The 13,139-nt window shown below is 47.2% G+C and carries 13 protein-coding genes, 1 rRNA gene and 1 other annotated feature; all 14 genes read right to left on the reverse strand.

Going from position 1 to position 13,139, the window contains the following annotated elements; all coding sequences use genetic code 11:
• Positions 1-85, reverse strand: a 16S ribosomal RNA gene (locus tag HP552_RS04200); the annotation flags it as partial.
• 501 nt (positions 86-586) lie between these two features.
• The gene (locus HP552_RS04205; RefSeq protein ID WP_175394374.1) at positions 587-2,206 is read right to left on the reverse strand and encodes a LysM peptidoglycan-binding domain-containing protein; all 1,620 of its coding nucleotides are present in this window, start codon (positions 2,204-2,206) and stop codon (positions 587-589) included.
• Positions 2,207-2,399: 193 nt separating this feature from the next.
• Entirely contained in the window at positions 2,400-3,284 is an 885-nt protein-coding gene (gene ilvE, locus HP552_RS04210) for a branched-chain-amino-acid transaminase (protein ID WP_175394375.1), read from the reverse strand.
• Positions 3,285-3,429: 145 nt separating this feature from the next.
• Positions 3,430-4,311, reverse strand: coding sequence for a prephenate dehydratase (gene pheA, locus HP552_RS04215; protein ID WP_175394376.1), 882 nt, complete (start codon positions 4,309-4,311; stop codon positions 3,430-3,432).
• Entirely contained in the window at positions 4,308-5,276 is a 969-nt protein-coding gene (gene thrB, locus HP552_RS04220; protein ID WP_175394377.1) for a homoserine kinase, read from the reverse strand. The genes pheA and thrB overlap by 4 nt, the downstream gene beginning before the upstream one ends.
• Positions 5,273-6,343: a threonine synthase gene (gene thrC / locus HP552_RS04225; RefSeq protein ID WP_175394378.1), complete on the reverse strand. Its 1,071-nt coding sequence runs from the start codon at positions 6,341-6,343 to the stop codon at positions 5,273-5,275. Before thrC ends, thrB begins: the two co-directional genes overlap by 4 nt.
• A 108-nt stretch (positions 6,344-6,451) precedes the next feature.
• Complete coding sequence (locus HP552_RS04230) at positions 6,452-7,738, reverse strand: homoserine dehydrogenase (RefSeq protein ID WP_175394379.1); 1,287 nt, start codon at positions 7,736-7,738, stop codon at positions 6,452-6,454.
• A 111-nt stretch (positions 7,739-7,849) separates the two neighbouring features.
• Positions 7,850-8,287 (reverse strand): ACT domain-containing protein, encoded by a 438-nt coding sequence (locus HP552_RS04235; RefSeq protein WP_024633956.1) that lies wholly within the window; start codon positions 8,285-8,287, stop codon positions 7,850-7,852.
• Between the two features lie 231 nt (positions 8,288-8,518).
• Positions 8,519-9,829, reverse strand: a complete 1,311-nt coding sequence (gene obgE / locus HP552_RS04240) for a GTPase ObgE (RefSeq protein WP_175394380.1) — start codon at positions 9,827-9,829, stop codon at positions 8,519-8,521.
• Positions 9,830-9,844: 15 nt separating this feature from the next.
• Positions 9,845-10,582 carry a Spo0B domain-containing protein gene (locus HP552_RS04245; RefSeq protein WP_175394381.1) on the reverse strand — a complete coding sequence of 246 codons (738 nt, stop codon included), beginning with the start codon at positions 10,580-10,582 and terminating at the stop codon, positions 9,845-9,847.
• 161 nt (positions 10,583-10,743) lie between these two features.
• Positions 10,744-11,055, reverse strand: coding sequence for a 50S ribosomal protein L27 (rpmA, locus tag HP552_RS04250; protein ID WP_095293321.1), 312 nt, complete (start codon positions 11,053-11,055; stop codon positions 10,744-10,746).
• A 23-nt stretch (positions 11,056-11,078) separates the two neighbouring features.
• Positions 11,079-11,408 (reverse strand): ribosomal-processing cysteine protease Prp, encoded by a 330-nt coding sequence (locus tag HP552_RS04255; protein ID WP_175394382.1) that lies wholly within the window; start codon positions 11,406-11,408, stop codon positions 11,079-11,081.
• Positions 11,409-11,421: 13 nt separating this feature from the next.
• Positions 11,422-11,733 carry a 50S ribosomal protein L21 gene (gene rplU / locus HP552_RS04260; RefSeq protein WP_095293319.1) on the reverse strand — a complete coding sequence of 104 codons (312 nt, stop codon included), beginning with the start codon at positions 11,731-11,733 and terminating at the stop codon, positions 11,422-11,424.
• A gap of 14 nt (positions 11,734-11,747) precedes the next feature.
• Positions 11,748-11,832 (reverse strand) — a sequence feature (ribosomal protein L21 leader region).
• A gap of 56 nt (positions 11,833-11,888) precedes the next feature.
• Positions 11,889-13,139 carry an Rne/Rng family ribonuclease gene (locus HP552_RS04265; protein WP_175394383.1) on the reverse strand — a complete coding sequence of 417 codons (1,251 nt, stop codon included), beginning with the start codon at positions 13,137-13,139 and terminating at the stop codon, positions 11,889-11,891.

Here is a 13,139-nt window from a genome sequence, read left to right on the forward strand (position 1 = left end):
AAGCTTCTCTTCAAGTCCGCTCGACTTGCATGTATTAGGCATGCCGCCAGCGTTCGTCCTGAGCCAGGATCAAACTCTCCAATAAAGTATTGAAAAGAGCGATTAGCTCATTTTGAATCTGACGAGATTAAAATCTCAATTGTGCTTCGAAATCATACAGTCAAATGACGTGTACCGATTTCTCAGCGTCGATCTTGCAAGCAAGATCGTTACTCACTCGTTGTTCAGTTTTCAAAGATCAAACTTATCATTTCATTTCGTTATCGCGTCAGCGCTGTGTTTCAGCGGCGACTTAAATAATATAACATATCGCCGAAACCATTGCAACAGTTTTTTTCTTTTTTTTATTTCATAGATTTCAGACACACGTTAACTCTTTCAAATCCAATAAAATAAAACGTATTGATATATTAGCACAAATACAACGAATTAACAATTAATTTACAACTTTTCGTTTAATTCTAGTTATATTTCTCCCTTTACTGAGTCTGATCAATCCTGCTAATAGTAACAAGCCAGCCCTTCATACATAGGCTGGCTTGTTACTATTTTAGCAATCAGTTATTGACCATCCCATTTAGTTTGACTATGACTGTATCCAGGGATTACGACGTTTTTTGGTTGAATTGCGTTTGTCAGCTTCTGTTTTACGTCTGTCATTTGCAGATGAAACGGATACTTTAGAAGTTCTTCTCCCAGTTGGTTTACTTGTTCTGCGCTTCGCTGTTCCGGTTTTTGCAGAAGCTTGCTTCGTTTTCCCGCCTGCATCTGTTACTTCTTCCCCCGATATATTGGACTGGCTTAAATCCGCCTCTTCCCGCTCACCTTTTTTACTTCCTCCATGACCTTGTGAAGGATACAATTCTCCAAACGCTCCAAGCGGAGATGGGGGTACCATGTTTTGTGTAGGGTATGGATTTTGATAGGCGTATTCCACGGGTTGGCTTGGTACAAAGTTTGGCCCCATGTTGGACTGCATACCATACGGGTCGTATGGGCCATACATCCCCCACGCCGGATCCTGATAAGTATGTGCAGGATAGTGACCATAGTGCGGGGGATGCATGTGTCCACCACACCCACAAGGCGGATATGGAAGCGTTGAATATGGTGAAATAAATGGCGACTGATTCATATGTGCATCAGCGACAAATGGAGGGAATGGGCTGTTAACTTGAGCTGCAGGCGCTGTCGGGTAAACATTACCCTGCAGATCTGGAGCCAGGTTCGGCATCACATTGTTATGGTTGTGCTCCGGCCATTGACCTTGGTGTGAATGGCTTACTGAGTACGGGGTAGCTTCAGGTAAGCCAGGAAATCCTGAATTATGGTTGACCCCAGAAATATAGGTCGAGTCAGGAACAGCATACACCTCTTGGACCGGTACCGGAATTTCAGCATATGGATGCTCTGCCGGTGCATGATGCAATTTGTTACCGCAACCGCAAGGCGACTTGGTGGCTGGGGATACGACAGAAGGTGATTTGGTATTGGGGATGACTGGTAGCGGCATAATTTCAGGAGAAAGATTGGGCATTGTGTACGTGGGTACTTCCGGCAGTGGTGCTACTTCGGCCGCTGGAGCAACCTGTTCTTTTTTCTCAGGCTCCTTCTCCGGCTTCACTTCGGGAATTTCCGGCAGCTGTGGCAGTACTTCCAGTTCAGGCATGACATTAGGCATGACAGGATTTGGAGGAACAGGTGTAGGCGCTGGTGTCGGAGCAGGAACTGGCGCTTCTTCCACAGGCTTAGGCGTTATCGGTGCTGGTGGTGCTGGCTCTTCTTTGACTCCTGTGTAGTCTTTCCCTTCGGGTGACAGCTTTTCATGAGCGACAATGTTGCCCGCCTCACTACCTGTTACCGTATTCCCCTGAACATGCTGGGATGGAATATAAACCGTCTCTCCTACAAGCAGTGCATTCGGGTTTTTCAATTGAGGATTGGCGTTGATCATATCCTTCAATGGAACTCCCCAAGCCTGGGACAGCTTCCATAAGGAATCTCCCTGTTGGACTTTGTGGCTGTGCAATATTCCTTCTGGTTTCGGTGTTACAGGCTCTGCAGGAATTTTGACTTTCATACCGATCTCCAGCTTTTCGGGATCGGCAATTTGCGGATTAGCCGCAATAATTTTGTCCAGGCCCACGTTATATTTTTGGGACAGTAAATATAACGTGTCGCCTTTTTTCACCATGTGTATTTTCACGGGGAACTAACCTCCTAGACGTGATACTTGGGCAGTGCATTCGCCCATACCGTTACTACATCCTATGCAGGAACTGGGCCAATGACATCAACTATACAAAAAAAATCCTCCCCGCCTCTAAAACCCGCCCCCTGATTGGGATACAGATTTTATTGGACAAGAAGGACATTATATTAAAATATATTTTTGATAATTAAGCTTCCCAAACCTTATAACCGTCTTTATCAACAATTTGACGGAACGCTTCAAGCAATCTCAACGTGACTGGGCCTGCTACACCCGATCCAATTGTTCTTCCATCAACCTCATATGCGGCGATGACTTCTGCGGCTGTTCCCGTGAAAAAGACTTCATCAGCGATGTACACATCATGCAGGGTAAAAGGAACTTCTTTTAGTTCCAGATCCAGTTCGCCACACAGATCAATGATCGCCTGACGTGTGATCCCTTCCAAAGCTCCCAGGTAGCAAGGCGGCGTATAGACAACACCATTTTTAACAATAAAGATATTATCACTTGAGCCCTCAGTAACGTAGCCTTGAGAATTCAGCATAATCGCTTCACCAACACCTGCATAGTTGGACTGAATTTTAACAAGTATGTTATTCAAATAGTTGAGTGATTTAATTTTCGGATTGAGCGCATCCGGGATATTCCGGCGCTGGGATACAGATACGGCCTTTAAACCCGTGAGATACGCTTCCTCTGGGTAAATCGCCAGTTGCTCTACAATAATAATAACGGATGCTTTCGGACAGCGCAGCGGATCCAGACCCAGATTACCAGGTCCACGCGATACGATCAGTCGAATATAGCCGTTACGCATATCATTGCGACGGACCGTTTCCGCCATAACTTCGAGCATTTCATCATACGATAAAGGAATGTTCAGACTGATCGATTTTGCCGAATCATACAGACGGTCCAAATGTGCCTTGCATCTAAAAATGTTACCGTTATAAATCCGGATGCCTTCGAAAATTCCGTCCCCATACAAAAAGCCGTGATCATACACAGAAACGGTTGCGTTCTCCTTGGTCACATATTGACCATCCAAATAAATCCACTGTTCTGACATGGATGACTGCACCTCCGTTAAATTTCCAACCATTGAATGCCGATTCTTAAATTATTCCATTTTATTGTACAACAAATGACAAGCCTTTACGTGCACTTTTTTACCCGCCTCGATGACAACCCTGGGCTAAATTTTATCCTTATTATCAGGTGGTCTTCAATGAAGGATATGTATAACATGGATAGCTGCCCAGAACCCGGACCTGACAATTCAAAGCCTCGATCTCAGCCATGGCTGCTGTAAGCAACACGGATTCTACCGTTTCCTCAACATCGATATAAAAATAGTAACTGCCCAGCCGTTTCTTGGTAGGACGAGACTCCAGCCTTGTCAAGTTCAGCTTCCTCCAGGCAAATGCAGACAACACCTGATGCAGGGCACCCGGTGCATCTTCAGGCAGCGTGACCAGCAAGCTCGTTTTCACATGATCCGGCTCACGTTGTATCTGCACGGGCTCATGACCTATAAGCACAAAACGGGTGTAATTGTTGTCATGATCGGTTACCCGTTCAGCCATAATGTCCAATCCATGCTTTTGTGCGGCAAGCCGAGTGCCAATAGCCGCCCAGCCTTTGCCTGGATTCTTTTTCACCAGTTCCACAGCTTCTGCTGTACTGTTAACGCCCTCAAGCTCAGCTTCCGGGGAATGAAGACGGATAAAGTTCTGGCATTGTGGAATGGCTACCGGATGAGACATGATCTTGGTGATTTTCCCAAAGTCATATGTACCACTCTCGTCAATGAACTCGGAACCATGCCCGATAACATTTTGTATGGAGGGATAGACCCACTCGGCTTGCATCGGAATATCCACTTCGTTAACTAGCCAGTCCATATGCAAACTAACGGAACCTTCAATTGTATTTTCAATAGGAATTACACTATATTGCGATTTCCCGCTGTCCGCAGCACGAAAAACATCAGAAATCAGCTTGGAATGAAGCAACTCGAGCGGTTCTCCATTAAACAGAAATTCTACGGCTTCATGGGAAACGGAGCCTTCAGGTAATACGGCAATTCGTTTCATGCATTAACTTCCCCTTTAATTCTGTCCAAAAAAGGACGTTCATCTTGATCAGACAGTACGGTTACGCCGTCCAAATCCGGATCCAGCCACAATGCCGTTGCAGTAATGCCTTCACTGCTCATGGTCTTCATCAAATACTGCTCCAGGTCCGCTTTATGAATATCATGCCGATCTACCAGTGTCAGAACAGTGGGGCCAGCTCCACTGAGTGCAGCTCCCAAAGCGCCATGTTGCACAGCATGTTCCAAAATTTCGCTCATTCCCGGCACCAAGGATGCCCGATAGGGTTGATGGATACGATCAGACATTGCTTTCTGGATCATATCCAGCCGCCCGCTAGCCAGGGCCGCAACTAACAAGGAAGACCTACTTATATTATGCACGACATCCGACTTATCAAACTGCTGCGGAATCACATTTCTTGCTTTTGAAGTCGACAACTCGAAGTCCGGCACGACGACCAATGTCTGCAAATCCTGGTGAGGCTCTATGCGAATATAATCTACACGACTACCATCCCACGCTGCCGTGATGATCCCGCCATATAGCGAAGCACCAACATTATCCGGGTGTTTCTCCAGCGAAGTCGCCATATCCATAAGCTTGTCATCCGATAACGGAGCTCCAATCAACGCGTTCGCAGCAGCGAGTGCACCAACAATAGCAGATGCACTGCTGCCCAGTCCTCGGGTAAGAGGAATATCCGAATACATGGAAATCTCCAATTCAGGTACAGAAACTCCTGCTTCTTTGAATACCATTTGCGCAACTTCGTAGATCAGATTGGAACGATCCGTTGGTAAACCAGTCAGATGTTCTCCATGTAAATGGAACACAGTCTGATCAGCCGGTTTCATCTCAATCCAGGCATATAAAGACAATGCCATGCCCAGGGTATCAAACCCCGGGCCCAGATTGGCTGTACTTGCGGGTACTTTTACTGTGACTCTTTGCTGCAAGCTCATACAGATTGCTGCTCCAGCTGTGCAATGGCCGCCATAACCGCTTCTTCCGAATCTTCTACAACCAGCGGCTCTGTTGCAACCGTTTTGATTGCGATATTCGGATCTTTCAAGCCATGTCCCGTCAAAACGCAAACAACCGTCTCTCCGCCTTTAAAGTATCCTTCCTGCTTCAGTTTATATACTCCTGCAACTGAGGCTGCCGATGCCGGTTCAGCGAAGATGCCTTCCCGTGCAGCAATGGTACGGTACGCTGTCAAAATTTCTTCGTCTGTTACATAATTGATCTGTCCGCCAGATTCCTCAGCCGCGGCTACAGCCGTCTTCCAACTAGCCGGGTTACCAATGCGAATCGCCGTGGCTACAGTCTCAGGCTCAAGAATCGGCTCTCCTTTAACGATCGCCATCGCACCTTCCGCTTCAAAACCAACCATACGTGGCAGGGAATCCGATTTTCCTGCTTCTTTATATTCTTTGAAGCCTTTCCAGTAGGCTGAGATGTTCCCCGCATTGCCGACTGGGATTGCGAGTACGTCAGGTGCTTGTCCCAATTGGTCAACAACTTCAAATGCAGCGGTTTTTTGACCTTCAATCCGGAAAGGGTTCACGGAGTTCACCAGCGTAATGGGGTGCTTCGCTGTAATCTCACGTACAATTTCGAGCGCACGGTCAAAGTTACCGTTAATCGCAATCACTTTGGCTCCGTAGATCATGGCCTGAGCCAATTTGCCCAGTGCGATGTTGTTATTTGGAATCAATACGATACAGTTCAGGCCACCACGTGCCGCATATGCAGCAGCAGCTGCTGAAGTGTTCCCTGTCGAGGCACACATGATGGTACGGCTGCCCTCTTCCATGGCTTTGGCAACAGCCATTACCATTCCGCGGTCTTTAAAAGAACCGCTTGGGTTTAAACCTTCATATTTGAAATATAAATTCAGTCCAAGCTCCTTGGACAGGTTTTCAGCATGAATCAGAGGTGTATTCCCTTCCTGAAGCGTGAGCATAGGTGTATTTTCATTGACCGGAAGGTACTCTTTATAAGTTTGCAGCAATCCTTGATATCTCATTGTAGTAAGCTCCTTTATGATTAAATAATACGAATATGAAAACCTGCATCTATATAATTAAACGTGTGCATTTAAAATTGGAATCCTAACGAGAAACGAAAATGCAACCTAACCTTCAACCCGATATACACTCTTGATGCGACGAATGACACTAAGCGATTCAAAGTGCTTCAACACTTTATCCATACTTGCCTTGCTTGCATTATGTGTAACAATAATGATCTCGGCATCCGGGTTATGCTCATTGGGCTGTTGAACTACCGAAGCGAGACTGACTTCATATTCGGCAAAAATTTGCGTGATTTGTGCCAAAACGCCCGCTTTGTCGTCCACGTGCAGCAAAATGAAGTTTTTCGACATAATCTGCTCATCGCTTTGCAGACGTTTTTGTTTGTATGGAGCGATAGCTTTGAGTCCATTTACGCCGAGCTTCAGATTTTTGATGACAGCGACCAAATCTGCAACTACGGAAGTTGCCGTTGGAAGTTCGCCCGCACCCGCACCGTAAAACATCGTCTCCCCTACTGCTTCCCCATGGACATAAACTGCATTGAATACACCATTAACAGAGGCAATCGGGTGATTCTGTCTAACCATGGTTGGTTGAACACTGATGTTGATCTCATCATCACGGCAATCTGCGATCCCCAGCAGTTTCATCTCATAGCCGAGTCTTCTGGCATACGTAATATCTTCACGGGTTACGGAAGAAATACCGCTGACGGTCACATCCTGCAGCTCCACGTTGGTACGAAAGCCCAGCGTTCCCAGTATTGCCATTTTGCGGGCAGCATCCAGTCCCTCCACATCCGAAGTCGGATCTGCTTCTGCATAACCCAGAGCCTGTGCCTCTGCGAGAACCTCTCCATAGGAGGCACCTTCCTGACTCATTTTGCTCAAAATAAAGTTCGTAGTTCCGTTCACAATGCCCATAATGCGGGTAATCCGATCAGAGGAGAAACCTTCAATCAGTGTGCGGATAATTGGAATCCCCCCGGCTACACTGGCTTCATAGAAGACATCACATTTCTTCTCCTGTGCCTTTGCCAAAATCTCCGAACCGTGGAGAGCCATCAGATCCTTGTTTGCTGTGACAATATGTTTACCCCGCTCCAGCGCTTCAAGAATGTACTCTTTCGTCTGGTCAATACCGCCCATAACCTCGACGATCACATCAATGTCCGGGTGACGAATCACTTCCCACGGATCTTCTGTCAGTTTGGCACGATCCACAGCAATGACACGATCCTTGTCCGTGTTTTTAACGGAAATCTTTTCAATGACAATTGGTGAACCGACCTGACTACTCAGATCCTCCTGATTTCCTTCCACAATGCGAACGACACCGGTACCTACCGTTCCCAGTCCCAACAATCCCACTTTCACTGGCTTCACTAACGATCTACCCCCTAATATCTTTTACGTCTGCCATTCCTGTACACTGTCTATGTACAATAAAGCAGTTTAGTTAAGCATATATTCGAACGTTTATGAGATAAATTTCAGTTAGCCCTGACCTACAATCCGTGTGCGCCGAACTCCGGGCATATCCTGCATCCGATCCAGCATTTCACCGATCTCTCCATGGAGATGTGACGTCTCGACCGATATAACAACATTGGCTCTCCCCTGAAGCGGGATACTTTGGTTAATGGTGAGTACGTTCGCTCCATATCCAGCCACATGTCCTAACACACGAGACAGTATACCGGACTGATGCTCCAGGTCAATCGAGATGGTAACGATTCTTTCCCGTTCAAGCTGGTTGATTAGATGGATTCCATCCTTATACTTGTAAAAAGCACTCCGGCTTAATCCGACCTGCTCTACGGCTTCATGCACTGTTTTGACATCTCCCGAAGCCAGCAGCTCTTTTACCTGCATCGTCTTCACGACAGCTTCTGGCAAAATGTCTTCCCGTACTAAGTAATAGCGTTCATTCACAGAACGTCCTCTCCTCAAAGACTCATGTTTTCATATAGTGGACATTATAAAGGATCTACACTAAAAGGGCAATACGTTACATGTCTATTTTTTGAAATACGTTCCTCACAGTATACAAGTTTATCCCTGCTTCATGTTAGGAAGAACAAAAAAAACGCAGAGCCGCGGGTCGATTCCCCACGTCTCTGCGTTTATATGTGCACAGCTAAAAATCACTTCGCATACCAGAACTTAATAGTAGCTGCTGCCTTCTACAAATTCGAATTCAAAGTCACCAATGCGCACAATCGTGCCTTCTTCGGCCCCGCGTTTACGCAACTCTTCATCCACGCCCATATGACGGAGCGTTCGTGCCAGTTTCAGTATGGCCTCATGCGAGTTCAACTGCATCCGTTTCATCATGCGATCAATCTTGGCACTCTCGACAACAAAGATTTCATTCTCACGCACAATGCGGAAGCCTTCGTCCTCTTTCTTGTCCAGACTGTACACCTTGCGTTCGGATATGTCCGCTACCTCTTCCACTACAACCTCGTCCGGGATTTGATCGAGCAAATCCGCCGCACGATACAAGAGCTCTTGAATCCCTTTACGTGTCAGGGACGAGATCGGCATGATTTCAATATCCGGTTGAATTTCGCGGACCTTTTGCATGAACTGCTCCAGATTTTCTTCCGATTCCGGCATATCCATTTTGTTGGCAGCCACAATCTGAGGTCTTTCCGCGAGCACCGGGTTGTACAGCTTCAGTTCATCATTGATTTTCACCCAATCCTCAAACGGATCCCGTCCTTCCGAACCGGACATATCCACAACATGAACAATGATGCGGGTACGTTCCACATGTCGCAAAAACTCATGTCCAAGTCCAATTCCTTCATGAGCGCCTTCAATCAACCCTGGCAAGTCAGCCATAACGAAGCTGCGTCCTTCACCTACACCGACTACACCCAAGTTAGGAGTAATCGTAGTGAAATGGTAAGCTCCGATCTTCGGCTTCGCCGCCGATACGACAGACAGCAGTGTGGATTTCCCGACACTCGGGAACCCTACCAGGCCAACATCTGCCATGACTTTAAGCTCGAGCACAATATAACGTTCTTCGCCCTCTTCACCATTTTCCGCAAGCTCCGGGGCAGGATTGTTAGGTGTAGCAAACCGGATATTCCCCCGTCCGCCTCGGCCGCCGCGTGCAACAACAACCTGTTGGCCATGACGAGTCAGGTCTGCCAGTACTTCTCCACTGTCATCATCCATAATGACAGTTCCGGGTGGAATACGAACGATCATATTCTCTGCATTAGCACCGTGCTGACTTTTATTACGGCCTTTTTCTCCGCGCTTCGCTTTGAAATGGCGCTGGTAACGGAAATCCATCAACGTACGCAGACCTTCATCTACACGGAAAATGATATCGGCACCCTTGCCTCCATCGCCTCCTGCTGGTCCACCTTCAGGCACATACTTCTCCCGGCGGAAGGAAACAATCCCGTCTCCTCCATCTCCTGCTTTTACATAAATCTTCGCTTTATCAACAAACATGGCTACCCCTTCTTCCTATATTCCACACGGCATTCTGAATTGTATAAACGTGTCTTCAGACGGAAGCTGCTCCGTTCTGACATTTTTTCCTTTGAGTACGGCATTAAGCTGCCGCAATGTTTCCGGATCAGGTGTTTGATCCCCATCCAGTCGAACAACCACATCCCCATGGTCCTGTCCGAAGTTCAAGGTCAGTTTGCGAACCTCTCCCCAAGACGACCGGCCGCCACCGTATTGATAGGCTCTGATTGCATCTGCAATTGCCCCCGTAAGCGACTCGCCATCCTCGGGAGAGACCAGAGCACTAAGCTGCAACTCTTCCTCGACTTCCACATGCAATTCCAGAGCAACTCCACTGGCACGGAAAGACTGCAGATAAAAAACGAGTGAGGGAATGCCTAATTTGGAAATGCGACTCTCCTCGTTGACCCGCTCTTTTATTCTTTCCACACATTGCACGGATTTATCAAGTTTGCCCAGCCGAAGATATCCATATAACACCTGAAGATCGTTCATCCAATCATGCCGATGATGATTTAATGATGCAATTGCTGTCTTTTCCATAGATTGTATGATGGTTCTGCGTTCCGCTTCTGCTTGTCTCTTCATCACATTCATCGAAATAAAGAGCACAGCCACGGACCACAATGCGCATACAGCACCTGTAATGGCTGCCGGATACAGCATAACGAAAACCAAAGGAATCAGAAGTGAACATGCCGCGATCCACGGCACTCTTTTCCAAGATTTCATGGCTTCTCCCCGTTCTACAAAACTCGGTTGGTTTTAAACCCCACCGTAACCAAGTATAACATGTCTTTTCTACCACTTCATTATCGAAAACATTTATACCACCGCAAATACAAAAAGCCTCCGGCAAAATTGCCGAAGGCTCCTTAGGCGGAATGCCGATATTATGCTTTTACTGCAGCTGCTACTGGAGCAACGTCCACAGGGTAGATGCTTACTTTTTTACGATCGCGTCCCCAACGTTCGAATTTCACAACGCCGTCCACTTTCGCAAACAAAGTGTCATCTTTACCGATACCCACGTTAGTACCTGGGTGGATTTTCGTTCCGCGTTGGCGAACGAGAATGCTACCACCAGTTACTGTTTGACCGTCAGCACGCTTAACGCCAAGGCGTTGCGCTCTACTGTCACGACCGTTCTTCGTGGAACCTACACCTTTTTTCGATGCGAATAACTGAAGATTTAATTTCAACATGATTGGTTGTCCTCCTTCTTTACTTATTTGAGTTGCTCTATCTTAATATACTTCCCGTATGACTCTGCAATATCAGTGAGCATAAGAACCATGGATTCGAGCAGCAATTGTACCTGGGACCAAGTTTCATCTCTCTCCAGCATTGGTAAAGAAGCGCTTAGAAAGCCATTCTTCATCTTGGCGTCCATTTCGACACCAGTCAATGTTTCGATCGAGTTTACCGTACCCACTGTAACAGCAGATACCCCGGCACATACAATGTCTTCTCCCCGCTTGGCATAATTGGCATGCCCTTCGATGGAAAAGCGATCGATGCTCTCGTCATCGTTACGAAAGATTTGAACGATAATCACTTATCGCACCCTCTTACGCTTGGATTTTCTCAATAGTTACTTTAGTGTACGGTTGACGGTGACCTTGCTTCACATGGTAGTTCTTTTTCGGTTTGTATTTGTATACAACAACCTTTTGCCCTTTGCCATGTTTCTCCACTTTAGCCGTTACAGTAGCTCCGGAAACCAATGGTGTACCTGCTGTCAAACCTTGATCGTTAGATACAGCCAGGACACGGTCGAACGTTACGCTCTCGCCATCGTTCGCAGTCAATTTCTCGATGAACAGAACATCGCCCTCTTGGACTTTGTACTGTTTGCCGCCTGTTTCAATAATTGCGTACATTTGCCTTGCACCTCCTCATGTCTCAGACTCGCCCGGTCTCAGGTGACAGCCTCCTTGCGGAGCTGTTCTTGTACCCGGCCAGTGCGGTTACAGCATGTGCAAGACCAATAGGCTAAACACATACCTGATGATTATACCACCAACCATAATAAAAATCAATGCAATGGTGAAATATATCTTTTACCTGTACCATGACAGGAAGAACACGGCTCCACATAAGGAAGTGTACTTTCTTCCCGGACTTTTTTGCGGGTAAGCTCCAGCAGGCCCAGTTTGGTCCAGCCCATTACAAACGCCTTGGTTCGGTCTTTTTTCAGTTCAGCTTCCAGCGTTGCAGCCACTTCCTGCCGATTGGTCGCTTCCTCCATATCAATAAAGTCCACAATAATCATGCCGCCAATATCCCGCAGACGCATCAAACGCGCAATCTCAACCGCTGCCTGCATGTTGGTTTCCGTTACGGTTTCTTCGAGGCTATCCCCACCGCCTCCGGTGAACTTGCCAGTATTGACGTCGATCACGGTAAGCGCCTCTGTATGGTCGATGACAATATAGCCTCCACCCGGAAGCCACACTTTACGCGCAAAATCCTTGTTGAGCTGCTCCTGAACCCCATATGCAGCAAAGATTGACTCCGAGCCCCTATAAACCTGTACTTTCGGCTGATGGCCAGGACAGATTTCCTCAAGCAATGCCGTCACTTCGCGGGCTTGTCCTTCACTGTCAGTAATGACTTCATCACTGCCCGGTGTGTACACATCCCTGATAATTCGCTGTACCATGCTATGATCCCGATGCAGCAGGCTTGGTGAAGGCAAACTATCTGCTTTTTCGCGAATCAAGCGCCATTGTTCACGCAACGTTTCCAAGTCAGTCTCAATCGCTTCCCGCTGCTCTTCTGCCGATACGGTTCGTATAATGAGCCCTTCCTCATCCCGCCTGAGCTGATCACCCAATGCCTTGAGGCGAGAACGATCCCCTTCACGGGCAATCTTCTTGGAAACAGCTACGTAATCCGCTATTGGCATGTAGACAAGCCATCGGCCCGGCAGTGAGTAGTGTGTCGTCACCCGGGCTCCTTTGCTTCCTACAGGTTCTTTCAGAACCTGAACGATGACATCCTGACCCGGACGAAGCAATTCGGAGATCGAAGGCTTCACTTTGGGCTGTTTTTCCAAATGCGGATGCAGGACATCATCGACATATAGAAAGGCATTTTTTTTCTGACCAATATCCACAAAAGCAGCCTGCATACCCGGTAACACATTGACGACCCGCCCTTTGAAAAACGAACCAAGCAGCCCGCGTTCGCGCGTACGTTCTGCCGTGAATTCCACAGCTTTGCCTTCTTCCAGAAGCGCCATTTGCATGAGGTTGTGTTCATTATGTACGATCATTTGTTTCAT

The sequence above is a fragment of the Paenibacillus xylanilyticus genome (assembly GCF_013359935.1).
In the GTDB taxonomy this organism is placed as follows: Bacteria; Bacillota; Bacilli; order Paenibacillales; family Paenibacillaceae; genus Paenibacillus; species Paenibacillus xylanilyticus.

Excerpts from the sequence above, each read along its gene's own strand:
- thrC (WP_175394378.1), bottom strand. The coding sequence starts at position 6,343 with ATGAGATATCAAGGATTGCTGCAAACTTATAAAGAGTACCTTCCGGTC.
- pheA (WP_175394376.1), bottom strand. The coding sequence starts at position 4,311 with ATGAAACGAATTGCCGTATTACCTGAAGGCTCCGTTTCCCATGAAGCC.
- HP552_RS04245 (WP_175394381.1), bottom strand. The coding sequence starts at position 10,582 with ATGAAATCTTGGAAAAGAGTGCCGTGGATCGCGGCATGTTCACTTCTG.
- ilvE (WP_175394375.1), bottom strand. The coding sequence starts at position 3,284 with ATGTCAGAACAGTGGATTTATTTGGATGGTCAATATGTGACCAAGGAG.
- obgE (WP_175394380.1), bottom strand. The coding sequence starts at position 9,829 with ATGTTTGTTGATAAAGCGAAGATTTATGTAAAAGCAGGAGATGGAGGA.
- rplU (WP_095293319.1), bottom strand. The coding sequence starts at position 11,733 with ATGTACGCAATTATTGAAACAGGCGGCAAACAGTACAAAGTCCAAGAG.
- HP552_RS04265 (WP_175394383.1), bottom strand. The coding sequence starts at position 13,139 with ATGAAACAAATGATCGTACATAATGAACACAACCTCATGCAAATGGCG.
- rpmA (WP_095293321.1), bottom strand. The coding sequence starts at position 11,055 with ATGTTGAAATTAAATCTTCAGTTATTCGCATCGAAAAAAGGTGTAGGT.
- thrB (WP_175394377.1), bottom strand. The coding sequence starts at position 5,276 with ATGAGCTTGCAGCAAAGAGTCACAGTAAAAGTACCCGCAAGTACAGCC.